Source organism: Amycolatopsis sp. NPDC006125 (assembly GCF_040614195.1).
GTDB classification, from domain to species: domain Bacteria; phylum Actinomycetota; class Actinomycetes; order Mycobacteriales; family Pseudonocardiaceae; genus Amycolatopsis_E; species Amycolatopsis_E tucumanensis.
Genome location: NZ_JBEXTZ010000043.1, coordinates 13,374 through 37,376, shown reverse-complemented (window position 1 = coordinate 37,376; position 24,003 = coordinate 13,374). Strand labels below are relative to the sequence as shown.

Annotated in this window: 20 protein-coding genes; 11 read left to right on the top strand and 9 right to left on the bottom strand. The window is 72.0% G+C overall.

The features are described from left to right. Nucleotides 1-25 precede the first annotated feature (25 nt). Entirely contained in the window at nucleotides 26-2,860 is a 2,835-nt protein-coding gene (leuS, locus tag ABZ193_RS22400) for a leucine--tRNA ligase (RefSeq protein ID WP_020416201.1), read from the top strand. Here the strand turns inward: leuS and ABZ193_RS22395 are convergent. Then, a complete protein-coding gene (locus ABZ193_RS22395; RefSeq protein WP_020416200.1) occupies nucleotides 2,857-3,600 on the bottom strand; it encodes a TetR/AcrR family transcriptional regulator in 744 nt (247 codons plus the stop codon). The genes leuS and ABZ193_RS22395 overlap by 4 nt on opposite strands. Nucleotides 3,601-3,991: 391 nt before the next feature. On the opposite strand from ABZ193_RS22395, the gene ptsP reads away from it, so the two are divergent. After that, a complete protein-coding gene (ptsP, locus tag ABZ193_RS22390) occupies nucleotides 3,992-5,623 on the top strand; it encodes a phosphoenolpyruvate--protein phosphotransferase (RefSeq protein WP_354711322.1) in 1,632 nt (543 codons plus the stop codon). Between the two features lie 481 nt (nucleotides 5,624-6,104). On the opposite strand, the gene ABZ193_RS22385 is transcribed toward ptsP, so the two are convergent. The 4 genes from ABZ193_RS22385 to ABZ193_RS22370 are packed head-to-tail and all read right to left on the bottom strand — an operon-like array spanning nucleotide 6,105 to nucleotide 9,723. Continuing rightward, nucleotides 6,105-6,722 (bottom strand): DUF1707 domain-containing protein, encoded by a 618-nt coding sequence (locus ABZ193_RS22385; RefSeq protein WP_020416198.1) that lies wholly within the window; start codon nucleotides 6,720-6,722, stop codon nucleotides 6,105-6,107. Nucleotides 6,723-6,770: 48 nt separating this feature from the next. Continuing rightward, nucleotides 6,771-7,415 (bottom strand): response regulator transcription factor, encoded by a 645-nt coding sequence (locus ABZ193_RS22380; protein WP_037322754.1) that lies wholly within the window; start codon nucleotides 7,413-7,415, stop codon nucleotides 6,771-6,773. Beyond that, nucleotides 7,412-8,548, bottom strand: coding sequence for a DUF5931 domain-containing protein (locus ABZ193_RS22375; protein WP_237335852.1), 1,137 nt, complete (start codon nucleotides 8,546-8,548; stop codon nucleotides 7,412-7,414). Before ABZ193_RS22375 ends, ABZ193_RS22380 begins: the two co-directional genes overlap by 4 nt. Further along, nucleotides 8,545-9,723, bottom strand: coding sequence for an AI-2E family transporter (locus ABZ193_RS22370; RefSeq protein WP_020416195.1), 1,179 nt, complete (start codon nucleotides 9,721-9,723; stop codon nucleotides 8,545-8,547). Before ABZ193_RS22370 ends, ABZ193_RS22375 begins: the two co-directional genes overlap by 4 nt. A gap of 195 nt (nucleotides 9,724-9,918) precedes the next feature. Between ABZ193_RS22370 and ABZ193_RS22365 the strand changes: the two genes are divergently transcribed. From ABZ193_RS22365 to ABZ193_RS22345, 5 genes are all read left to right on the top strand, one after another. Beyond that, nucleotides 9,919-10,620, top strand: a complete 702-nt coding sequence (locus ABZ193_RS22365) for a hypothetical protein (protein WP_020416194.1) — start codon at nucleotides 9,919-9,921, stop codon at nucleotides 10,618-10,620. Between the two features lie 217 nt (nucleotides 10,621-10,837). Beyond that, nucleotides 10,838-11,296 (top strand): hypothetical protein, encoded by a 459-nt coding sequence (locus tag ABZ193_RS22360; protein ID WP_020416193.1) that lies wholly within the window; start codon nucleotides 10,838-10,840, stop codon nucleotides 11,294-11,296. A 40-nt stretch (nucleotides 11,297-11,336) separates the two neighbouring features. Then, nucleotides 11,337-11,582, top strand: a complete 246-nt coding sequence (locus ABZ193_RS22355) for a hypothetical protein (RefSeq protein WP_020416192.1) — start codon at nucleotides 11,337-11,339, stop codon at nucleotides 11,580-11,582. 286 nt (nucleotides 11,583-11,868) lie between these two features. Continuing rightward, the gene (locus tag ABZ193_RS22350) at nucleotides 11,869-12,780 is read left to right on the top strand and encodes a hypothetical protein (RefSeq protein ID WP_020416191.1); all 912 of its coding nucleotides are present in this window, start codon (nucleotides 11,869-11,871) and stop codon (nucleotides 12,778-12,780) included. A gap of 196 nt (nucleotides 12,781-12,976) precedes the next feature. Beyond that, nucleotides 12,977-15,886 (top strand): hypothetical protein, encoded by a 2,910-nt coding sequence (locus ABZ193_RS22345; RefSeq protein ID WP_354711321.1) that lies wholly within the window; start codon nucleotides 12,977-12,979, stop codon nucleotides 15,884-15,886. A 56-nt stretch (nucleotides 15,887-15,942) separates the two neighbouring features. Here ABZ193_RS22345 and ABZ193_RS22340 read toward each other — a convergent pair whose 3' ends face one another. Next, nucleotides 15,943-16,713 (bottom strand): class III extradiol ring-cleavage dioxygenase, encoded by a 771-nt coding sequence (locus ABZ193_RS22340; RefSeq protein ID WP_354711320.1) that lies wholly within the window; start codon nucleotides 16,711-16,713, stop codon nucleotides 15,943-15,945. Nucleotides 16,714-16,837: 124 nt separating this feature from the next. Here ABZ193_RS22340 and ABZ193_RS22335 point away from each other — a divergent pair, with 124 nt between their 5' ends. Then, nucleotides 16,838-17,209 (top strand): hypothetical protein, encoded by a 372-nt coding sequence (locus ABZ193_RS22335; RefSeq protein WP_020416188.1) that lies wholly within the window; start codon nucleotides 16,838-16,840, stop codon nucleotides 17,207-17,209. On the opposite strand, the gene ABZ193_RS22330 is transcribed toward ABZ193_RS22335, so the two are convergent. Further along, nucleotides 17,195-19,393 carry an excinuclease ABC subunit UvrA gene (locus ABZ193_RS22330; RefSeq protein WP_354711318.1) on the bottom strand — a complete coding sequence of 733 codons (2,199 nt, stop codon included), beginning with the start codon at nucleotides 19,391-19,393 and terminating at the stop codon, nucleotides 17,195-17,197. The genes ABZ193_RS22335 and ABZ193_RS22330 overlap by 15 nt on opposite strands. 62 nt (nucleotides 19,394-19,455) lie before the next feature. Here ABZ193_RS22330 and ABZ193_RS22325 point away from each other — a divergent pair, with 62 nt between their 5' ends. The 3 genes from ABZ193_RS22325 to ABZ193_RS22315 are packed head-to-tail and all read left to right on the top strand — an operon-like array spanning nucleotide 19,456 to nucleotide 21,602. Beyond that, the gene (locus tag ABZ193_RS22325; protein ID WP_354711317.1) at nucleotides 19,456-20,409 is read left to right on the top strand and encodes a YafY family protein; all 954 of its coding nucleotides are present in this window, start codon (nucleotides 19,456-19,458) and stop codon (nucleotides 20,407-20,409) included. A 4-nt stretch (nucleotides 20,410-20,413) separates the two neighbouring features. Next, complete coding sequence (locus ABZ193_RS22320) at nucleotides 20,414-21,220, top strand: helix-turn-helix domain-containing protein (RefSeq protein WP_354711316.1); 807 nt, start codon at nucleotides 20,414-20,416, stop codon at nucleotides 21,218-21,220. Next, entirely contained in the window at nucleotides 21,186-21,602 is a 417-nt protein-coding gene (locus tag ABZ193_RS22315; protein WP_354711315.1) for an acyl-CoA thioesterase, read from the top strand. Before ABZ193_RS22320 ends, ABZ193_RS22315 begins: the two co-directional genes overlap by 35 nt. Here the strand turns inward: ABZ193_RS22315 and ABZ193_RS22310 are convergent. Beyond that, nucleotides 21,597-22,367, bottom strand: a complete 771-nt coding sequence (locus tag ABZ193_RS22310) for an alpha/beta fold hydrolase (RefSeq protein WP_354711314.1) — start codon at nucleotides 22,365-22,367, stop codon at nucleotides 21,597-21,599. The two genes, ABZ193_RS22315 and ABZ193_RS22310, sit on opposite strands and share 6 nt — an antisense overlap. Continuing rightward, nucleotides 22,364-23,767: a replicative DNA helicase gene (dnaB, locus tag ABZ193_RS22305; RefSeq protein ID WP_017985894.1), complete on the bottom strand. Its 1,404-nt coding sequence runs from the start codon at nucleotides 23,765-23,767 to the stop codon at nucleotides 22,364-22,366. The genes ABZ193_RS22310 and dnaB overlap by 4 nt, the downstream gene beginning before the upstream one ends. Nucleotides 23,768-24,003: the final 236 nt, after the last annotated feature.

Genomic DNA, 24,003 nt, shown 5'->3' with positions numbered 1-24,003 from the left:
AGGCCGGGCCGCTTACCATGGTTGGGTGAGTGAAGCAATCGAGGAAACGCCCGGCCACCGGTACAACGCCGAGCTGGCCGGTCGGGTCGAGCTGCGCTGGCAGAACTACTGGGCCGATCACGGCACCTTCCACGCACCGAACCCGGCCGGCTCGCTGGCGACCGACTCCAGCGTTCCCTCGGACAAGCTCTTCGTGCAGGACATGTTCCCCTACCCGTCGGGGGCCGGTCTGCACGTCGGGCACCCGCTGGGCTTCATCGCGACGGACGTCTACGCCCGCTACCACCGGATGATCGGGCGCAACGTCCTGCACACCATGGGCTTCGACGCGTTCGGCCTGCCCGCCGAGCAGTACGCGGTGCAGACGGGGCAGCACCCGCGCACGACGACCGAGCAGAACATGGAGACCTACCTGCGGCAGATCCGCAGGCTGGGGCTTGGCCACGACGAGCGCCGCCGGATCGCGACGATCGATCCGGAGTACTACAAGTGGACCCAGTGGATCTTCCTGAAGATCTACAACTCCTGGTACGACGAGAAGCTGGGCAAGGCCCGCCCCATCGTCGAGCTGGAGGCCGAGTACGCGCAGGACAAGCGCCGCACGCCCGACGGGCGCGGCTGGTGCGAGCTGACCCGCGCCGAGCAGCTGAAGATCCTGGACGAGCACCGGCTGGCCTACATCTCCGAGGCGCCGGTGAACTGGTGCCCCGGCCTGGGCACGGTGCTGTCCAACGAGGAGGTCACGCCGGACGGCCGCAGCGAGCGCGGCAACTTCCCGGTGTTCCGCCGCAACCTTCGCCAGTGGATGATGCGCATCACCGCCTACGCCGACCGCTTGGTCGACGACCTGGACCGGCTGGAGTGGCCGGAGAAGGTCAAGTCGATGCAGCGCAACTGGATCGGCCGATCGCACGGCGCGCGCGTCACCTTCGCCGCCGGTGAGCACAAGATCGAGGTCTTCACCACCCGTCCGGACACGCTGTTCGGCGCCACCTACATGGTGCTGGCGCCCGAGCACCCGCTGGTCGACGAGCTGACCACCGCGCAGTGGCCGTCCGATGTGGACGAGCGGTGGACCGGCGGGGCCGCCACCCCGGCCGAGGCCGTCGCCGCCTACCGCCGCGCCGCGTCCCGGAAGTCCGAACTGGACCGCCAGGAGAGCAAGGACAAGACGGGCGTCTTCGTCGGCTCGTACGCGGTGAACCCGGTCAACGGCAAGGAGATCCCGGTCTTCATCGCCGACTACGTGCTGATGGGCTACGGCACCGGCGCGATCATGGCGGTGCCCGCGCAGGACCAGCGCGACTGGGACTTCGCGGAGAAGTTCGGCCTGGAGATCGTCCGCACGGTCCAGCCGAGCGAGGGCTTCGACGGCAAGGCGTTCACCGGCGACGGGGTCGCGATCAACAGTGGCTTCCTGGACGGGATGAACGTCGACGACGCCAAGAAGACGATCATCCAGTGGCTGGAGGAGAACGGCCACGGCGCCGGCACGGTGCAGTACAAGCTGCGCGACTGGCTGTTCTCGCGGCAGCGGTACTGGGGCGAGCCGTTCCCCATCGTGTACGACGAGGACGGCCAGGCGCACGCGATCCCGGAGCACATGCTGCCGGTCGAGCTGCCCGAGGTGGACGACTACTCGCCGCGCACCTTCGACCCGGAGGACGCCGACAGCGAGCCGTCGCCGCCGCTGTCCCGCGCGAGCGACTGGGTCGAGGTCGAGCTGGACCTCGGCGACGGCAAGAAGACCTACCGCCGCGACACCAACACGATGCCGAACTGGGCCGGTTCCTGCTGGTACCAGCTGCGCTACATCGACCCGGACAACGCCGAGCGGTTCGTCGACGCGGGCAACGAGCAGTACTGGATGGGCCCGCGCCCGGCCGAGCACGGCGTGAACGACCCGGGCGGTGTCGACCTGTACGTCGGCGGCGTCGAGCACGCGGTGCTGCACCTGCTGTACTCGCGGTTCTGGCAGAAGGTGCTGTTCGACCTGGGGTACGTCAGCGCCGAGGAGCCGTACCGGCGGCTGTTCAACCAGGGCTACATCCAGGCCTACGCCTACACCGACGAGCGCGGCTTCTACGTCCCGGCCGAGGAGGTCGAGGAGAAGGACGGCAAGTTCTTCCACCAGGGCAAGGAAGTCAAGCAAGAGTACGGGAAGATGGGCAAGAGCCTGAAGAACGTGGTCACGCCCGACCAGATGGCGGCGGACTACGGGGCCGACACCTTCCGGTTCTACGAGATGTCGATGGGCCCGCTGGCCGACTCCCGGCCGTGGGCGACCAAGGACGTCGTCGGCGCCCACCGGTTCCTGCAGCGGGTGTGGCGGCTGGTGGTCTCCGAGCAGACCGGTGAGCTGCGCGTGTCCGGCGCGGAGGCGACGGACGAGGACCGCCGGATCCTGCACAAGACCATCGCCGGGGTCCGCGACGACTACTCGGGCCTGCGGTTCAACACCGCCGGCGCGAAGCTGATCGAGTACAACAACCACCTCACCAAGGTCTACGGCGCCGCCGAGGCGACGCCGCGCGAGCTGGTCGAGCCGCTGGTGCTGATGCTGGCGCCGCTGTGCCCGCACATCGCCGAGGAGCTGTGGCACCGGCTGGGCCACGAGGACTCGCTGGTGCACGGCCCGTTCCCGGTCGCGGACGAGAAGTTCCTGGTCGAGGACACGGTGGAGTACCCGATCCAGGTCAACGGCAAGGTCCGCGCGCGGATCCAGGTGCCCGCCGACGCGGCGAAGGACGCCGTCGAGGCGGCGGCGCTGGCCGACGAGAAGATCGCGGCGCTGTTGAACGGCGGCACGCCGCGCAAGGTCATCGTCGTGCCGGGCCGCCTGGTGAACGTGGTCCTCTAGGGGGTGTCGAGGCCGATCTCGCGCGCGAGGTCGGCCAGCAGCGCGTCGAACACGGCGTCCGGCTTGGACATCGGGATCGGGTAGTTGCCGAACACCTCCAGCGTCACGTGCCCGTAGAGGCGCGCCCAGAACTGGATCATCACGTACGTGGTGCCCAGGTCGAGCTTGTCCGGCGGGAAGTCGACGCCGGACTCGCGCAGCACCGCCAGCAGGTCGTCCTGGAACGCGGTGAGGTCGTCGTGCAGCTCGACGGGCACCGCTTCGGCCGGCGGGATCTCCAGCTGGAAGTTGGCCAGCAGGTGCCCGGCCGCGGTGAGGAAGATCCGGCCGAACGGCTCGTTGGCCCGGTTCAGGGTCGCCACGCTGCCCGCGGCCGAGCCGACCTCGCCGGTCGGCGACGCGAACACGAGCGTGAACTCCTTGGTGTGGGTGAGCGCCCAGCGGCGGAAGCCGCGGCAGATCGCGAAGAGCTGGACCGCGCCGTCGTCGGGCAGCCCGGAGAGTTCTTCGGTGAGTTCGGCGGCCAGGTCGGCGACGACGTCGAGGCGGAGGTGCTCGACGAGGTCGTCGCGTGAGCCGTAGTACCGGTAGAGGGCGGGTGCGGTGATGCCGAGCTCGCGGGCGATGGCCCGCAGGGTGACGGCTTCCGGTCCGCGCTCGACGAGGAGCTTGCGCGCGGTGCGGCGGATGTCCTGATCGGTCGCCGCGCGCTCGCGACCCCGTCGGGTCGGCTTGTCCATCCCGGCATTCTAGAAGGTGAGCGCGGCATTTCCGACGTAATCGGGCGCCGCCGGTACCGATCGCTCGGGGGGCTACGCGATCGGTACCAGCGACCCGATGCCCGGCTTCCGGTGGCGCAACCGGTGCCGGACGCCAAGTGAGAGCCCGCGTGAACCCTGGCGGGACGGCCCGATGTCGAGATTGCCCCGATCGGGTGACGTCGCGGACGCTCACCCTAGTGTCGCACCATCAGCCGCAGAAGTTACAAGAATCTTCACGTTTGCATAGGGAAGAGTGCCCGGACGGGCTCACCGCGCTCTGGTCGCGTGCGTTCCAGTCCGACGGCTGCGGAAGCCGCGGGTTCGTGGAACGCTGGTCGGGAACGCATCCGGAGAGGGTATGGTCTAGACCATGTCGGAAACGAGGCTGTCCGGGGTGCCGGTGAGCCCGGGTCGCGCGAGCGGTCCGGTCGTCGCCGTGCCCGAACCCGCAGGCGCACCCGAGAGCGGGCCCGCGCCGTCCGATCCGCAGGCCGAGGCCGCGCGGATCGCCCCCGCCGCGCGCGTGGTCGCCGAGCGGCTGGAAGCGCTTGCGGGCCAGGCGTCCGGCGACGCCGCGACGATCCTGCTGACCAGCGCGGCGATGGCGGGTGACCCGGCGCTGATCAGCGAGGCGGAACGGTTGGTGGCCGCGGAAGGCAGGCCCGCCGAGCGGGCGGTCTACGAGGCGGCGAACGGCTTCGCGAAAGCGCTTGCAGCGGCCGGCGGGTACATGGCCGAGCGGGTCCGCGACATCGAGGACATCCGGGACCGTGTGATCGCGGAGTTGCGGGGTGTCGCACCGCCGGGCGTGCCCGACCTGGCCGGCCCGAGCGTGCTCGTCGCGCGGGACCTGGCGCCTGCCGACACGGCGGGCCTCGACCCGGCGCAGGTGCTCGCGCTGGTGACCGAGGAGGGCGGGCCGACCAGCCACACCGCGATCCTGGCCCGCTCGCTGGGCATCCCGGCGGTGGTGGCGGTGCGCGGGGTCCTCGCGCTGGAGGCGGACGCGCTGCTGGTGGACGGCGACACCGGCGTGGTGGAGGTCGTCGCGGCGGACGCCCCGGTGGTCGCCGCGGCACGCGAGGGCGCGGCGGAGTGGAACGGCGTCGGCGCGACGGCGGACGACCACCGCGTCAAGGTGCTCGGCAACGTCGGCTCACCCGCCGACGCGCGGGCCGCCGCGGATGCGGGCGCGGAGGGCGTGGGCCTGTTCCGCACGGAGTTCTGCTACCTGGACGCACCGGCCGAGCCGCCGGTCGGCGAGCAGCGTGCCGCGTACGCCGCGGTGCTGACGCCGTTCGCGGGGAAACCGGTGGTCGTGCGGACGCTGGACGCGGGCGCCGACAAGCCGCTGGCGTTCCTGTCCCCCGCGGCGGAACCGAACCCGGCGCTCGGCGTGCGGGGCCTGCGCGTGGCGTTCGACCGGCCGGACGTGCTGGACCGGCAACTGGAAGCGATCGCGGGCGCGGCCGCGGATTCGGGCGCCGAGGTGTCGGTGATGGCGCCGATGGTGGCGACGGCTGAGGAGGCGGCGTGGTTCGCGGAACGCGTGCGGGCGGCGGGGATCGCGCGGGCCGGGGTGATGATCGAGGTGCCGTCGGCCGCGCTGGCGGCGGAGGAGATCCTGGCCGCGGTCGACTTCGTCTCGGTGGGCACGAACGACCTGGCGCAGTACACCTTCGCCGCGGACCGGCAGCTGGGCGCGATGGCGGGCCTGAACGACCCGTGGCAGCCCGCGCTGCTGCGGCTGATCGCGATGATCGGCGCAGCCGCGAAGGCGAGCGGCAAACCAGCGGGCGTGTGCGGTGAGGCGGCCGCGGATCCCTTGCTGGCCCGCGTGCTCACCGGCCTGGGCATGACGAGCCTGTCGATGAACGCGAGCGCGATCCGCGCAGTGGGAGCCGGCCTGGCCACGGCCACGCTGGCCGACTGTGAAGCGGCTGCACAGGCCGCGCTCAAGGCCACGACACCGGCCGAGGCCCGCGCCGCCGCAAGGGGCTGACCGCGGGGGAACTGACTACGCGGCGCTGGCCGGGCGGGGCTGGCTGCGGCGGGGCTGACCGTGCGGGTGAGCCTCGGTGGCTGACCGTCTGGGGGTTAGCCCGGTGGGGCTGACCGTGCGGGGGTTAGCCCGGTGGGGCTGATTGCGCTGGGTGTGGGGCTGGCCGCACGCGGGGCGCAGGCGCTTGCGGCGGGTGGCACCGCGAGAGCTCGCGCCCCGCGGCCGGTGGCGCCCCTTCGGCGCGGTGGCGCCACGGTCTCCGCCGTAGCCGCTGCCCACCTGCGGCGCGAACGCCCGCGCGCAGGCGGCACGAACGCCCGCGCGCAGCCGGTGCCAACGCCACGACCACTGGCGCCTACCGGGCGCCATCACCCCGCCAGGGCGACCCCCGTGCTACCGGTGCCCAGCTTCCCCGGCAGGGCCGCCGCGCGCCAGGGGTGCCCGTCGCCCGCCGTGCGAACGTCCCGGCGCTACCCCGCCGCTACAGGCCGAAAATCCCCCGCCGCGGGTGGCGGATCACCAGCGAGCCCCCGTGCAACCGCCCGGCGAACACCAGCCGCGGGTTGCCCGGCCGGCCGTCCGAACCGGTCTTGTCCTGCAGCGAGCCGTACTTGATCTCGGTGATCGCGTTCAGGTCGACCGCCGCGTGCTCGGGGATGATCACCTCGACCGAACCCCACTTGCAGTCCAGCTCGACGCGCACCACCGGGCTGCTCACCTGCGCCTCGCTGAAGTCGAGCTTCGTCGAGCCGTACCGGTTGCGCACCACGACCTCCGGCGGCACCAGCCAGCGGCCGTTGCGCACCAGCGCCGAGTACTTCGCGTTCAGCTCGAGCCGCTGGTCGGACGAGTACGACGCGGCGGGCGCGGCCGGGTACACGTCGGGGTGCACCAGCCCGGGCAGGTCCGCGAGCACGGCGTTCAGCTCACCCCGCGTCCGCGCCGCCAGCGCCGTGTCGGTGCGCTCGGTGAACTCGTCCAGGTCGATCATGCCGCGGCCGATCGCCTTCTGCAGCACCTCGACGACGTGCTCGCGCTCCGCGTCCGACACCCGCAGGTCGCGCGGGCTCATCGGCTTGGTCCCGGTCTCCTCGCCCATGCCACCACGCTACGGCCGGGGACCCCGAACCGAGATCCGGGAAAATCCCTAGTCTTTGTCCAGCCCGTGCTCGATCGCGTAGCGCGCGAGCTCCACGCGGTTGTGCAGCTGCAGCTTCCGCAGCGTCGACTGCACGTGGTTCTCCACCGTCCGGTGCGACAACACGAGCCGCTCGGCGATCTGCCGCGCCGTGAGGCCCTTCGCGACCAGCCGCAGGACGTCGGTCTCCCGTTCGGTCAGCCGCGGCGGCGCCACCCCGCCGGCCGGCGCGTCCGCCATCCGCCGGTACTCGCCCAGCACCAGGCCGGCCAGCCCGGGCGTGAAGACCGGGTCGCCCTCCGCGGTCCGGCGCACGGCCTCGACCAGTTCCCGCACCGACGCCGACTTCACCAGGTACCCGGACGCCCCGGCCTTGACCGCCTCCAGCACGTCGCTGTGCTCGCCGCTGGCCGACAGCACCAGCACCCGGGTGTCCGGGAGCGACGTGGTGATCTCGCGGGTCGCGTCGACCCCGGACGTGCTGCCCAGGTTCATGTCCATCAGCACCACGTCCGGCCGGACCGCGGCCGCGATGCGCACCGCGGCGGTGGCGTCCGGCGCGGTCGCCCGCACGTCGAAGCCGTTCTCGGTCAGGTCGCGCGCCACGCCGTCCCGCCAGATCGGGTGGTCGTCGACGACCATCACGCTGATCATTTCCTCGGCACCCGGATCTCCCATTCGGTCCCCTGCCCTGGCGCGGTCTCCAGGGAGATCGTGCCACCGAGTTCGGCCACGCGTCCCCGCATCGAGCGAACAACGCCCAACCGGCCCTCACCCTCCGCATCCGCGAGCCGTCCCTCGGGGATGCCCGGACCGTCGTCCCGGACGGTCACCACGACCTCGCCGCCGACGTCCTCCAGCAGCACCCACGCCTTGGCCGCCGGGCCGGCGTGCTTGTCGACGTTGGACAGCGCCTCGCGGACGACGGCGACCAGCTCCGCGGTCGTGCGCGACGGCAGGTTCACCTCGCCCGCCGGAGCGGCGACCTGCACCTTCGACGACCCCAGCAGCTGCAGCGCGGCCCGCAGGTCGGTCTCGCCGGTGCTGTGCCCCCTCGGCCCGGTGGTGACCAGCGCCCGCAGCGCGATCTCCTGCTCACCGGCCAGTTCGGCGAGCTCGGCCGCCTCCCCGCCCAGCTCGGCGCCGCGACGCCGGACGCGCGCCAGCACCTGCAGCACGCTGTCGTGGATGTCCCGCGCCAGCCGTTCCCGCTCGGCGTTGGCGACCTCGGTGCGCAGCGCCTCGGCGAGCACGGCCGCCGACTTGCGGGCGGTGGTCGCGCTCATCCCGATCAGCAGCCCGCTCGCGACCAGCAGCACCCCGTCGCGCGCCACGTCGAGGGTGAACCCCTGCCGCGCGATCCCCGTCGCGGCCGCGATCACCAGCCCCGCGGCGACACCGCCCACCCCGCCGAAGCGGGTGCCCGCGGCGACCGGCGCGCCGGCCACCCACACGGTCGTGATCAGTGGCGCCACGGCCGCGTTCTGCGCGTCGGTCAGGATCCACGGCGAGGTCAGCATCAGGGCGCAGGTGACCAGGACGTCGGCGAGGACGAACCAGCGCCACCGCCACCGCAGCGCCTCCCGCGCGTAGACCAGCGCGGTCGCGACCGTCCACAAGGCCATCGCGCCGAGCACGGTCCAGGCCAGCCATGGTCGCTGGTAGCCGTCGCTGTGCACGATCACCGCACCCAGCGCGAACAGCAGAGTGAGCACGCGCAGGCCGATCGTGCCCCACCACAGCGGGGTCGCCGGTTCGCGCGCCGTCGGGCCGAACCGGCGGCTCACGACTTGTCCGGTTCGCCGGGCTCCTTGTCCGCCTCCGCGGGGTCGGCGTTGGGCACGGCTTCGATGTCGTGCAGGACGTCGACCTCGGCCGGGTCCGGGTCGACCTCGTGCAGCAGCGAGCGCACGCCGGCGTTGACGATCGACATCAGCGGCACCGCGAGCAGCGCGCCCGGGATGCCGTAGATGACCAGACCCGCGGCGATGCCGAGCACCACGGCCAGCGGGTGCAGCTTGACCGCCCGGCCGAGCAGCAGCGGCTGCAGGATGTGGCTCTCCAGCTGCATGACCGCGATCAGGATCGCCAGCACGATCAGCGCGGTGACGAAACCCTTGGTGACCAGCGCGACGAGCACGGCGACCGCGCCGGTGATCACCGCGCCGAAGATCGGGATGAACGCGCCGAGGAACACCAGCGTGGACAGCGGGATCGCGAGCGGGACACCGAGGATCGCCAGCCCGATCCCGACGCCGACCGCGTCCACCACGGCGACCGCGGCGGTGGCACGGACGAACGCGACCAGCGAGGCGAACCCGCGCCGGCCCGCGACGTCCACCCGGCGCCGGACCCGCTGCGGGATGCCCAGCGTCACCCAGCTCCAGATCTTGTCGCCGCCGGCGAGGAAGAAGATCAGGACGAACAGCGTCAGCACGAACCCGGTGAGGATCTCGCCGACGGTGGTCGCCGTGGTGAGCGCGCTGTTGGTGAACGCGGCCTGGTTGTCCTGCAGGAACGCGATCGAGTTGTCAAGGAACTGCTGGATCTGCTCCTGCTTGAGGTGCAGGTCGTTGATCAGCCAGTCGCGGATCTGGTCGAGGCTGCTGTTGACCTGGCTGGTCAGCGCGGGCAGGCCGTCGGTGACGTTGATGACCACGAACGCGAGCAGCCCGCCGAGCACCGCGAGCCCGCCGATCAGCACGATCGCCGTCGCCAGCCCCCTGGGCACCCGGATCTGCACCAGCCGCGCCACCGCCGGGGCGAGCAGCGCGGCGAGCAGCAGCGCGATCGCCACCGGGATCACCACGACCGACAGGAAGGCGAGCAGCCGCAGGATGAGGTAGGCGGCCGCGGCCACCACGAGGAACCGCCAGCTGAACGCGGCGCTGACGCGGAGCCCACGCGGGACGACCGAGTCGTCGCTGAGGAATCCGTACTTCGGGGGCTGCGGCTCACTCACGGATCCACCCTATCGAGCCGGACGAATACGGCAGCGCAACTCGCGCAAGCAGCGCCCGGGCCGGCCATCACACGATCAGGCGCAGTGCCGGCAGCGGGCCAGCGCAGGTTCCGGCGGTATGTCAATCTCGATCAAGATCGACACTGCGTGATCGCGTTGAGCACCCAGCGCGATGAGGGGAGTGGAAACTTCTCCATGGCGCGACGGACCACGGCCGGGACCACCCCGGTGCGCGTGCTGCTCGGCATCGCCGGGGCGTTCGCGATCACGCTGGTGTCCTGGCTCCTCGCCTCGTCGGCGTCGGCTGCCGAGGAGCGGCCGGATCCGCTGGCCCCGTTGATCGACCTCGTCGGCACGACGACCGAGCCGGTGCACGAGGTCGTGCGGCAGGTGACCGAGGTGATCGTGCCACCGCTGCGGACCGACCGGATCGTCGCCGACCTGACCGGCACCGCGCCGGTGTTCCGGGAACCGGCGCGCGCGACCGGCACCACGAGCACGACCCGGGCGAGCGTCCCGCCGCCGGCCGCGCCGGAACGCCGAGCCACGGCGAAGCCGCGGCAACCGGAGCCGCGACCGGTCCCGGCGCGCATCACGCCACCCGCGCCGCCCGCGATCGAGCGCGTCGTCACGCCGGTCCGGCTCCCGGAACCGGCACCAGACGCGATGCCGGACGGTCCGCGGCCGTCGGAGCCGAGGGAGGAAGCGCCGGAACCGGCGGCTCCGGCACCGCCCGCGAACGGCGTCTGCACGGCTCCGGTGCACCCGACGGACACGGCCGGGGCGTGCCCGCCACGTCCGGCGCCACCGCCGGTGCCCGCCGGAATGGCCGACCGGTTCCGTCCCGTTCTCCCTGAATTCATCCGGGCGGACTGCCCGCAGGTCTCCCCCGACTGATTTCCGGCGGAATTCTCCGCGACGTTTCCAGCTGTTCTCCGTTGTGTCCATTTTCAGCCGCTCTGACCAGCAGTGGAGCGGCTTTTTGTGCTGCCCGGAAACGCTTTCTTCACACTTCCGGGTAGTCGATCTGGTGAATTCTTCCATTCGACGTTTAACGTCATTTGCGACGGGAGTGCGTGGAACTTCCGGCCGAATGAAGAGGAGTGCACTGACGATGTTCAGCAAATTCCGCAAGACGACGGCGGCGGCGGTGCTGGTGGGGGCCGGCCTGCTCGCGATGGGCGCCGCCGGGGGAACGGCGTCGGCGGCGACCGGTTCGGAACCGTCCGGCGTGACCTGCCCCGCGCAGGTGCCGTCGCACCCGACCGGCGCCGACTACGTCAACGCGTGGAACCAGTCCGGGGCCTGCTTCGGCGCGGGCGCCGCGGGGCTGGTCAGCTCGGCGTGGGCCGGCGCGATCCCGTCGATCGTGCAGGGGGCGGCCGGGGCCGTCGGCGTCCGTGACGACAGCGGGTTGACCGCTCCGGTGGTCGTGCCGTCGCACCCGACGGGTGCGGATTACGTCAACGCCTGGAACGAGTCCGGCGCGCTCGCCGGTGCCGGTGCCGCCGGCCTCGTCAGCTCGGCGTGGGCGGGCGCGATCCCGTCCATCGTCCAGGGCGCCCTCGGATAGCGCTTTCACCCACGAACCCACAAACAAAGGAGTGCACGTCATGCGCAAGACCCTGATCCGCGGCGCCGCCGCTTTCGCCATCGCCCTCGGCGCGTTCGCCTTCGCCGGCACGGCGTCGGCTGACGAGCTGACCGCTCCGGTCGTGGTGCCGTCGCACCCGACGGGTGCGGATTACGTCAACGCCTGGAACGAGTCCGGCGCGCTCGCCGGTGCCGGTGCCGCCGGCCTCGTCAGCTCTGCCTGGGCGGGCGCGATCCCGTCCATCGTGCAGGGCGCGCTGGGCTGATTTCCCTTGGTGCGCCCAGGATCTCTGGCATCCTGGGCGCACCGGGGCCCGGTCACCTCGCGTAAGGCCCGACCACACCCAGTGTTCTTCACACGATCGTGCGATCAAGTCGTGTCGAAGGTGCGAGGGTCGCCCGGGGTTTGGTTATCTCGACAGCGCAAGCGGTTACCGCATCGATGCGAATACGTTTCGGACACGGTCCGGCGGGGAAACCGCGATCAACTTTTTCGACAGGAGAACGGTGTTGCAGGCGAACGCGGCCATGGGACGGGGTACGGCACCCGCCGTGCGCTGGCTCGTCCGCGCCCTGCTCGTGATCGCCGGTGCCGCACTCGGCACAGCGGCCGCCTGGCTGCTCGGCGACGCCACCGCCTCCGCCACCCAGATCGCCCCCGCTCCCGCCGACACGCGCACGAGCGGTGACGAGCCGACCCCGGTCACCGACCGCGTGGTCACCGCGACCGACGACCTCACCTGGGGCGCCTCCGACCTGGTCGGCAACGCCACGGCGACCGTGCTGAAGTACGGCATGGCCGGCGGTCCGGCGGACCCCGCCCGCGGCGAGGAGGCCGCGGCGGACCTGCGCCAGACGGTCCACTCGTTCACGCGCGACGCGGTGCTGCGCCCGGTCGAGCGCACCCTCGGCACGGCCGAGCACATCAGCCGCAAGCCGCAGGACGCGCCGCAGGTCATCGGCCAGGCGCTGACCCCACCGCCCGCGGTCAAGGACTTCGGCGACAAGGTGTGGAACATCCTGCGCCCCGCTGGCGGAAGCCTGATCAAGCTGCCGGGCCTGGACGGCTCCGGCGACGACGGACAGCCTGCCGCGCTCCCCGCGGCCGAGGTCCTGCCCGCTCCGGTCGCCGACGCCGTGATGGGTCCGGTCGCCAACGCGCTTCCGGACAGCACGCACGGCCAGGCGGCCAAGGCCGGTCACCACGACCGCGCCGCCGACCGTTCCGAGGGCGAGCACCGGGACCAGTTCCCGTACTCGCCGCTGCGCGGGCCGCTCGCGCCCGCGGGTGTTCCGTTCGCCCCCGGTGGCGCTGTCACCGGTGGCCACATCGACGGCCTGCTGTTCGGCGTTCCCGCCGGCGGCCCGGCCGTGCGTGGTGTGGACGACCGCAGTGCCGTCCGCATCGTTTCCCGGCACACGCCGGTTCAGCCGGGCGAGCAGCCCGGTGTCACTCCTGACTGATTTCCGCGCGGGGTAGCTCGAAGCGCCGCCCTGTTCGCCGTGCCCCTTCTTCGGGCCGGTGTCGCGCGCGCAACCAGAGCACCCCGCTTTTCAGCCCTCGCGGGCGCACTCACCCGTGCCCGCGAACCCCGGTGCTCCGTTAGCGCACCGACCCTCAAGCCCCGCAAGGGAACCCGAAGAAAAGGAGAAACCCTCGATGCAGACCTGGGCAAAGCGCGGAATCCAAACCGCGCTGGTCACGGGTGGCTTGCTGATGCTGGGTACCGGCATCGCATCTGCCGACGAGAACGTGAACCCGGACAGTCCGGCCGGTCCGCTGGACGTCAACCTGAGCGTGCCGGTCGACATCCAGGACAACGCCCTGGGCACCCTGGGCAAGCAGGTCAACCTGCCTGAGGTCCACAAGGAGATCAGCACCAAGCCGATCACCGACGCCGCCAACAAGGCCGCTGCCCCGGTCACCAAGACCGGTGCCCTCAAGCCCGCCGCCCCGGCGATGGGCGCCGCCAACGGCGTGGTCACCAAGGCCACCGACGCCGCCACCGGTGCGGCGCAGCGCGTGGGCCAGGCCACGAACCCGGGTGCCCAGCGCGCCACGGTCGCGCAGGACGCCGCTCCGTCCGTTCAGGACAACGGCGACCCGTTCCACGGCAACAAGGTCTCGCTGAACGCCGCGCTGCCGATCCTGATCAGCGGCAACGCGCTCGGTGTGCTGGGTGACGCGTCCGTCGAGTCGGACGCCACGCAGACCTACGAGCACAACTCGGACATCAACACCGACGGTTCGCACGGCGGTCTCGCCGGCAACGTCGTCGCGCTGGACTGGGCCCTGCCCGTCCAGATCTCGGGCAACGCGCTCGGCCTGGTCGGCAGCGGTCACACCTCGGGCAGCGCGACCCAGGAGGCGTCGACCACCGGTGACATCGTCACCGACGGCACCAACGGCGGCCTGTCCGGCAACGTCATCGCCCCGCAGGGCGCGACCCCGCTGCAGGTGTCGGGCAACGCGCTGGGCTGGTTCCTCGGCCACGCCGAGACCGACTTCGAAGGCTCCAGCGAGGCGGAGTCCGGCGGCTCGATCGAGACGCACGGCTCGAAGGGCGCCGGCACCGGCAACGTCGCGGGCGTCCCGGTGGCCCTGCCCGCCAAGGTGTCGGGCAACGCCATCTCCTGGGGCGGCGACGCCGACGTCCCGGCCGGCTCGTACGACGCCGAGGCCGAGGCCGGCGACACCGCCGACGGCCCGCGTGGCCCGAGCTACATCCAGACCGACGGTGACGACTCGTTCCTGGCGGGCAACGTCGCGCAGCCGCAGCCCGCGGTGCCGGCGACCGTTGCGGGCAACGCCGCGGCCTGGATCGGCAACTCCCTCGTCGGCGGCGGCGCGGACCGCCAGTCCGGTGGCGTGGACCTCGGCAGCGAGGCCACCTCGGGCGGCACCACCAGCACCAGCGGTGAGAACGCGGCCGGTTCCGGCAACATCGCCGACGCGCCCGTCGCCCTGCCCGTCGAGGCGTTCTGCGTCGGCGGCACCTGGATCGGCAACGCGCACGCCAACGGCTGCGACAACGAGACCGAGGCGCAGGCCGGTTCGGACACCTTCACCTCCGGCAACGGCAGCTTCCTCGGTGGCAACAGCGTTTCGGCTCCGCCGGCGGGCACCGTCGAGGTCTTCGGTGTCGGCGGCTCGTGGATCGGCAACGCCTCGGGCAGCGCGACCGAGACGAAGGACGTCAAGGCCGGTGGCTACACCGGGACGCTGGGCAACGACTCGGCCGGCTCCGGCAACGCCGTGCAGGTCCCGGTTGCCGTGCCCGCCGAGGTGTTCGGCGTCGGCGGCTCGTGGATCGGTCAGGGGGCCGGGGAGGCTTCCGAGACCAAGACCGTGACCTCCGGTGGCGACGGCAACACCCAGGACGACAACGCCGCGGCCTCCGCGAACCTGGTCCAGGTTCCGGTGTCGGCCCCGGTCCAGGTGTTCGGCATCGGCGGCGCGTGGATCGGCCAGGGCGCCGGCGCGGCCACGACCGACACCACCTCGACCGCGGGTGGCGACGGCAAGGCGACGGGCAAGGGCGGCTTCGCGGCAGGCAACCTCGCCGCGGTGCCGGTTTCGCTCCCGGCGCAGGTGCACGGCCTCGGCGCCGCGTGGATCGGCAACGGCTTCGGCGAGTCGGAGAACGTGACCGACTCGACCGCGGGCGGCGACCTGAACACCACCGGCGAGGGCGGCTCCGTCGCGGGCAACATCGTCGAGGCGCCGGTCGGCGCCGTGGCCACCGTCTTCGGTGACGCCGCGGTGTGGGGCGGCGTGGTCAAGGGCGACGCGTCCAACGACGTCGTCTCGACCGCGGGTGGCGACGCCGAGACCAACGGCGAGGGTGGCTCGATCGCGGGCAACGTGCTCGCGGCGCAGGCGCTGCCGGTGGCCCAGGTGTTCGGCAACGCCGCGAGCCTGGTCGGTGTCGCGCACGCGACCGGTGTCAACGACACCGAGGCCAACTCGGGTGGCGACATCACCACCTCGGGCGAGGGTGGCGCGCTGTCCGGCGACATCTTCGACGTCCCGGCCGCGGCCGTGGCGCAGGTGTTCGGCAACGCCCTGTCCGTGGGCGGGGTCGCGCACGCGGTGGCCGACAACACCACCACCGGGACCGTGGGCGGCACGGACACCACGTCCGGCCCGGCCAAGGCGCTGTCCGGGATCAGCAAGCAGGTGCCGGTCGGCGTCGTCGCGCAGGTCTACGACATCCCGCTGGGCCTGATCGCGGTCACCAGCACGACGGTCAGCAACGCGACGGACATCTCGGTCGTCGGCAAGGAGCCGCAGATCGAGCTGCCGATCACGATGCCGGAGATGGGCGCCACCGCCCTGCCGAAGCTGCCGGCGCTGCCGGCCCGCTCGGAGCGCTCCGCGCTGCCGCAGGTCAACACCCTGCCGGTCGAGCTGCCGGGTGCGGACCTGGCGGACCTACCCGCGAGCGTCGAGGGTGTCCTGCCCGCCGGTGACCTCCCGGCCATCGCGCAGCTGGACTCCCAGCCGACCGCCGTCTTCCAGCAGGTCAACGACCTGGTCGGCGGTAAGGGAATCAACATCAAGGGCTGACGCCCTGACGAAGTGAAAACGGGCCCGGTGGTGCTTCCGGGCCCGTTTTCCTTTTCTCAACCGATCTGCACCGACCGTTTCGCGAGGCCGTACCAGTAGCCGTCGATGACCGTTTCCGGCCTGGCGTCCTCGGAGCCGGCGCCGAGGCTGACGAACAACGGCGCGAAATGCTCGATGCGCGGGTGCGCGAGCGTCGCGGCAGGCGCCTTGTGGCGGAAGTCGAGCAGCGCGTCGATGTCGTTGGCGCGCAACGTTTCCGCGCCCCACTGGTCGAACTCGGTGGACCACTGCGGCGGGTTGCCGTCCACGCCGACGCCCATCGCGGAGAGGTTGTGCGTGAAGAACCCGCTGCCGATGATCAGCACGCCTTCGTCCCGCAGCGGCTTCAGCTTGCGGCCCAGCTCGAACAGCTTGTGCGGGTCCAGGGTCGGCATGGACATCTGCAGCACCGGCACGTCCGCGTCCGGGTACATCTCGACGAGCGGCACGTAGGCGCCGTGGTCGAGGCCGCGGTCGGGGGCCTCGTGCACCTCGGTGCCGGGGCCGGACAGCAGTTTCCGCACCTTCGTGGCCAGCTCGGGCGCGCCGGGGGCCGGGTATTTCACGGTGTAGTAGTGCTCGGGGAAGCCCCAGAAGTCGTAGACCAGCGGAACCGTCGTGGTCGCGCCGACCGTGACCGGCGCCTCCTCCCAGTGCGCCGAGACGACGAGGATCGCCTTGGGCTTGGGCAGGTTCGCCGACCAGTCGGCCAGCTGACGGGTCCACCGGGCGTCATCGGCGAGCGGCGGCGCGCCATGGCTCAGGTAGAGCACGGGAGTCGCACTCATCGCAGCCTCCATGTTTGAAAGTTCAACTACTACGCTACCCGACGCGCTGGGGGCGCGCAGTATTCCCGGCCGCGGAACCGGTACAGAGTGGCCCTACCCGGACGGCGCGCGCCTATCCTGAGCCATGGCGGTGAACGTGGCGATCTACCTGGTCGTATGTGCCACGCCGCCGTTGCTGTTCTGGCTCGCGAGCAAAGCGCCCGCGGTGGCCGCCGCCCTCCGTCGCCGCCGGGCACCCGCGCCGACCGGCCTGCCCATCGAACGCCTCGCGGCGGACCTGCGCCGCGTGCACCGCTGCCTCGAAGACCTCGCCCCGGACGCGCCGATGCTGCGCCGCCGCGCGACGCACCAGGCCTACGACGCACTGCTGGTCCAGGCCTGCACGGCACTCGGCCTGCAGCACTGGCTGGACTCGCTGCCCGAGGGCGTGGAACGCGACATCGAGCGGCTGCGGGTGGAAGAGGCGCTGCGCCGCGCCGGGTTAGTCGTTCCCTGACAGCCGGGCCAGGTGCCGCCCGGTCTTCGACCCCGGCTGACGGACCAGCTCCGCGGGCGGTCCCTGGAACAGCACTCGCCCGCCGTGCCTGCCCGCTCCGGGACCCAGGTCGACCACCCAGTCCGCCCTGGCGATCACGTCGAGGTTGTGCTCGATGACCACGACGGTCGAGCCGGCCGCCACCAGCCGCTCGAACAGCTCGACCAGGCCGGCGACGTCGGAGGGGTGCAGCCCGGTGGTGGGTTCGTCGAAGACGTAGGTCCGGCCGGGACGGGAAAGTTCGACGGCGAGCTTCAGGCGCTGGCGTTCCCCGCCGGACAGCGTGTTCAGGGGCTGCCCGAGCGACAGGTACCCGAGGCCGACGTCGACGAGCCGGTCCAGCACCGGCTCGTCGGGGAACACGCTCCGCGCGTCCCTCGCGGACAGGTCGAGCACCTCGCTGATCGTGTGACCGCGGTAGGTGTGGCGCAGGACGTCCTCGACGAACCGGCGTCCCTGGCATTCCTCGCACGTCGTGACCATCGGGTCGAGGAAGGCCAGGTCGGTGTAGATCACGCCGAGGCCGTTGCAGCGCGGGCAGGCCCCCTCCGAGTTGGCGCTGAACAGCGAGGCGCTGACCCCGTTCGCGGCGGCGAACCGCTGCCGGATGCCGTCGAGCATCCCGGTGAAGGTCGCCGGGCTCGACCGGCGCGATCCGCGGATCGGGCTCTGGTCGACCGACACCGCGTCCGGGACGAACCCGTGCACCAGCGTGCTCTTGCCGGACCCGGCCACCCCGGTGACGACCGTCAGCACACCCAGTGGGATGTCCGCGTCGACCCCGCGCAGGTTGTGCCGCGTGGCCCCGCGGATCTCCAGGAACCGCTCAGCCGGTCGCGGGTTCTCCTTGATCCGCGGGCGGTGCCGCAGGTGGCGGCCGGTCGGCGTGTCCGCCAGCCCGGCGACCCCGCCCTGGTAGACCACCCGGCCACCGTCCTGCCCGGCGCCGGGCCCGAGGTCGATGACGTGGTCGGCCGCGGCGATCACGTCCGGGTCGTGCTCGACCACCAGGACGGTGTTCCCCTTGTCCCGCAGGCTCTTCAGCAGCGCGACCAGCTGGGTCACGTCGTCCGGGTGCAGCCCGACGCTCGGCTCGTCGAACACGTAGAGCATGCCGGTGAGGCTGCTGCCCAGGTGGCGCACCATCTTCACACGCTGCGACTCGCCGCCGGACAGGGTCGAGGTCGGGCGGTCCATCGTGAGGTAGCCGAGGCCGATCGACACGAGCCGCCGCAACTGCGCGACCAGCGCGGCGACCACCGGCTCCGGTTCGGTCAGCGTCCGCGCGAAGGACAGCAGATCCTCGGCCTCCATCGCGGCGCACTCGGCGATCGACCGTCCGCCCACTTTGGACGCCAGCGCCTCCGGCGACAGCCGCGCGCCGTGGCACTTCGGGCACGTCTCCTGGATGACGACCCGCTCGAAGGCCTCGCGGGTGCGGCCCTTCAGCGAGTCGGCGTCCTTCGGCAGCCAGATGCGTTCGAACCGCGGCAGCAGCCCTTCGTAGTTCGCGGACGGTGCGTCCGGCACGCCGTGCAGGAACGCTTCCCACTCCGCGGGCGTGTACTCGGCGAGCGGTTTGTCCAGGTCGAACAGGCCGGAGTCGGCGAAGGTGCGCCACATCCAACCGCCGGGCTGGAACGTGGGGAACCGGATCGCGCCTTCGTTGAGCGAGCGGCGGCGGTCGATGAGTTCGTCGACGACGATCGTCCGCGCGGTGCCCAGCCCGGTGCAGTGCGGGCACATCCCCTGGGGGTCGTTGAAGGAGAACGCGTTCGAGTACCCGGCGAACGGCCGGCCGGCGCGCGACCAGAGCAACCGCATCAGCGAATAGATGTCGGTGACCGTGCCGACCGTCGAACGCGGCCCGCCACCGAGGCGTTTCTGGTCCACCACGATCGCGGCGGGCAGGTTCTCGATCGCGTCCACGTCGGGCTGGCCGTAGCGGGGCAGCCGGTTGCGCACGAAGGTGGTGAACGTTTCGTTGAGCTGCCGCTGGGACTCGGCCGCGATCGTGTCGAAGACCAGCGACGACTTGCCTGACCCGGACACCCCGGTGACCACGGTGAACGCGTCCTTCGGCAGCGCGACGGTGAGGTCCCGGAGGTTGTGCTCGCGGGCGCCGACGACCCGTAGTTCAGTCATGCCGTCGACGCTAGGAACGATCGCGGCCACATCCTGGCCGCGATTCCTGCGACCATCGATCCGTGCACGGACCGAGCGCGCGGATGCTGGAGCTGCTGTCGTTGCTGCAGACCGGCCGCACCTGGAGTGGCGCTGATCTGACCGAGCGGCTGGGTGTCTCGCCGCGCACCCTGCGCCGGGACGTCGAACGGCTGCGCGAGCTGGGCTTCCCGGTGTCGTCGGTGTCCGGGCCCGGCGGCCGCTACCAGCTCGCCGCCGGCCGCGCGATGCCCCCGCTGCTGCTCACCGACGAGGAGGCCGTGGCCACGGTCGTCGGGCTGCGGTTCGCGGCGCTGGCGCGGGTGGACGGCGCCACGGGCGCTGCCGACGGTGCGCTGCGGAAGCTGGAGCAGGTGCTGCCGTCGCGGTTGCGGTACCGGGTCGCGGCGGTGCTGGCTTCGACCGAGGCGGTCTCCCGGGCGGTGGGCCTGCTCGACCTGCGCGTGCTCCAGCTGCTGGCCACCGCCGCGCACGCCCACCAGGACGTGCGGTTCGGGTACACGACGCGCGCCGGGGAACGGAGCGAACGCCGGGCCGAGCCGTACCGCCAGGTGCTGCTGGGCAAGCGGTGGTACCTGCTGGCCTGGGACATCGACCGCCGCGACTGGCGGACCTTCCGGATCGACCGGATCACCGACGTGACCGTGCCCGGGACGACGTTCACCCCGCGCCCGCTGCCGCCGGACCCGGTGAGCTTCGTGCAGTCCAGCGCGGACTTCCCGCTCAGCAGGCATCGCGGGGTCGTCCGGTTCGACGCGCCGGTCTCCGTCGTGTCCGAGCGGCTGATGGCCGAAGCCGACACGCTGGAAGCGCTCGACGAGCACAGCTGCCGGTTCGTCACACCCGTGGACTCGTGGGAGTGGCTGGCGGTGACCTTGCCGATGGTCGGCGTGCCGTACACCATCGAAGGTCCGCCGGAACTCGTCAAGCGGTCCCGCGAACTCGCCGACCGCATCCGCGCCGCGACGGGAGGGTGAGGCCGTGAGCGTCCCACTGCACCACCGCGCGGGTCCCTCCGTGTACCGCTCTCGCCCACCACACCCGGGCCTGCGGCCGGTGGTCGCCGCCGCTTGGGCGGGGAGGCCGGGCTGGGTCCGGGACATCCGCGTGCTGCCGGACGGGTGCGTCGACCTGGTGTGGGACGGGCGCGAGCTCTCGGCGGTCGTCACGCGGGACGCGGCCCTGCGTGTTCCGCTGCGCTCGTCGTGGTCGGCCGGCCTGCGGTTGCGCTGCGGTGTGGCCGGATCGCTGCTCGGGACCTCGATCGCGGACCTGCCGCCGGGCGCGACGCCGCTGCGGGAGCTGTGGCCGGAGGTGCGCGAGGACCGGTTCGCCGGCTGCGCCACCCCGGCGCAAGCGCTTGCGTTGCTGGAAGACCTGGTCGGCTGGCGTGCGGCGGAGCCGGATCCGGTGGTGTCCGCGGCGGTCTCCCTGCTGTCCGGGGCCCGGGTGCCCGAACTGGCGACCAGCACCGGGACGAGTGAGCGCGTGCTGCGCCGCCGGTTCACCCACGAGGTCGGCATGTCGCCGAAACGACTCCAGCGCGTGTTGCGGTTGCAGGCCTTCCTGGCCGGGTTGACGCCGGCGACCGCACTGGCCGCGGCCGCCGCCGAGCACGGTTACGCCGACCAGTCCCACCTCGGCCGGGAGACCCGACGGCTCACCGGCTCCTCGCCCGCCGAGCTGGTGCGCGGCCGGCGGCTGGCCGAAACGTTCCAGACGCCGGGGTCCGCCTGGCCGCAGGATCGTCGCCATGAGCTTCCGGCTGACGATCGCGGTGCGCACTGACGACCTCGACCTCAACGGGCACGTCCGCGGCCCGGCCTACCTCGCCTTCGCCGACCACGCCCGGTGGGAGTGCCTGTGGGCGGCCGGGATCGACCCGGACCGGCTGCGGGAGAAGGACCTCGGGCCGGTCAACCTGGAGACCACGATCCGGTTCCGCCGCGAGCTGCGGGCCCGCGCGACGATCACGGTGACCACGGACTTCGCCTGGGGCGCCGGCAAGATCTCGCGGGTGGCGCAGGAGTTCCACGACCCGGGCGGCGTCCTGGTGGCCGAGGTGAGGAGCGTGTCTGGACTGCTCGACCTGACCCGGCGGCGACTGGTCGAGCAGCCCGGCGACTACTGGCGCGCGCTCGCGGCCCGGCCCGAGCTGCTCGGCCTATGAGGTGAGGAATTCGCCAATCGCGTGGCCGAGCTCGGGTTGCGCGACCGCGCTGAGGTGGTTGCCCGGCACGCTCACGTACCGCCCGTGCGGCAGGGCTGCCGCGAGGTCCGGCGCGGTCTTGTTGTGCGGGTCCTCGGTGCCGGCGACGACCAGCGTCGGCGTGTCGAGGCGCGCCAGGTCCGCGCGGGGCGTGTCGACCGAGGTGTCGAGGACGTGCAGCAGCGCGTCGCGGTCGCCGCCGATCTGCTTGAAGAACGCCTCCGCCCGCCACTCCGCGGTGCCGCGCTCGAAGGTGCCCAGGCCGTTGAGGACCTTGCGGAAGTGCGCGTTGCCGCCGCTGGTGTGCTCGATGCCGTGCAGGCCCATCCCGGCGACGACTGCCCGGCGCGGGCGGGCTCCGCGCACCAGCATGCGGATGGTCGTCCGGCCGCCCAGCGAGTAGCCGCCCAGGTCGTAGTCGGTCAGGCCGAGGTGCTCGACCAGGTCGAACGCGTCGTCGGCGAGCACGTCCGGCGGGTAGTCGGCCGGGTCGTGCGGCTTCGCGCTTTCGCCGTGGCCACGCAGGTCCGGGGTGATCACGCGGAACCCGAGCCCGGCGAGGTGCGCGGCGTGGCCGTAGCTGATCCAGTTGACCTGCGACGTGGAGAAGTAGCCGTGGATCAGCACCAACGGGCGCCCCGAACCGGTCTCCCGGTAGGCCAGCTCGGCTCCGTCGCGCGCGGTGAAGCGCCGGAGCGTGGTGCTGGCCGGCTCCGGGCCGGTCAACTCTGGGCCAGGTCGGCGAACCGGCTGTAGTGCAGCTGGTGCGCGACGACGATCGTGCTGGTCGGGCCGGCGCGGTGCTTCGCCAGGATCAGGTCGGCCTCGCCCGCGCGCGGGTCGTCCCGCTCCCACGCGTCCGGCCGGTTGATCAGGATGACCATGTCGGCGTCCTGCTCCAGCGAGCCGGACTCACGCAGGTCGGACAGCATCGGGCGCTTGTCGGTGCGTTGTTCCGGACCGCGGTTCAGCTGGCTGATCGCGATCACCGGCACCTCGAGCTCCTTGGCCAGCAGCTTGAGCTGACGGGAGAACTCCGAGACCTCCTGCTGCCGCGACTCGACGCGCTTGCCCGACGTCATCAGCTGCATGTAGTCCAGGACCACGAGCTTGAGGTCGTTGCGCTGCTTGAGCCGCCGCGCCTTGGCGCGGATCTCCATCATCGTCATGTTCGGGGAGTCGTCGATGAACAGCGGCGCCTCGCTGATCTCGCTCATCCGCCGCGCCAGCCGGGTCCAGTCGTCGTCGGACATGCGGCCGCTGCGCATGTCGGCGAGCCGGATCCGGGCCTCCGCGGAGAGCATGCGCATGACGATCTCGATGCGGCTCATCTCCAGGGAGAAGATGACGCTGGTCATGCCGTGCTTGATGGAGCACGACCGCGCGAAGTCCAGGCCCAGTGTCGACTTGCCGACACCGGGACGCGCGGCGACGATGACCATCTGGCCGGGGTGCAGGCCGTTGGTCACCTCGTCGAGGTCGGCGAAGCCGGTCGGCACACCCTGCGACACCCCGCCGCGGGAGGCGATCGCGTCGATCTCGTCCATGGTCGGCTGGAGCAGTTCCTCCAGCGCCACGTAGTCCTCGCTGGTGCGCCGCTCGGTGACGTCGTAGATCGCGGCCTGCGCGCGGTCCACGACCTCGTCGATGTCGCCGCCGTCGTTCGCCGCGCCGTAGCCGTACTGCACGATCCGCGTGCCCGCCTCGACCAGGCGGCGCAGCACGGCCTTCTCCGCGACGATCTGCGCGTAGTAGCCGGCGTTGGCGGCGGTCGGCACGGTCGCGATCAGGGTGTGCAGGTAGGGCGCGCCGCCGACGCGGGCCAGTTCGCCACGGCGTTCCAGCTCGGCGGACACGGTGATCGGGTCGGCGGGCTCGCCGCGCGCGTAGAGGTCGAGGACGCAGTCGTAGACCGCCTGGTGCTTGGGCAGGTAGAAGTCGTTGGGCGAGAGCACCTCGACGACGTCGGCGATGGCGTCCTTGGACAGCAGCATGCCGCCGAGCACGGACTGCTCGGCCGGGATGTCCTGCGGCGGCTGACGGTCGAACTCGCCGTACCGCGGCCCCGGGTCCTCGGGCCCGGGATCGGACGGATAGGCCGGACCACGGTCGTCAGTCAGCGCCACCGCGCGGATACCTCCCAGACAGCGAACACCAGTTCGATTATGCCGGATCCCCGGCCGGAGTGTGGGACCGGCGCACCCGCGGGAACCGCGTCCCGCGGGCACCCAGTGCTACTACTCCGGCGGGCACCGTAGATCGCTCGGACGGACCAGTGCAAACCTGCTTGGGGACCGCTCTGTGGACAGCCTGTGGAGGAGCGGGGTCAACCAGTCACAGGCACGCCGCACCCTGTGGACAA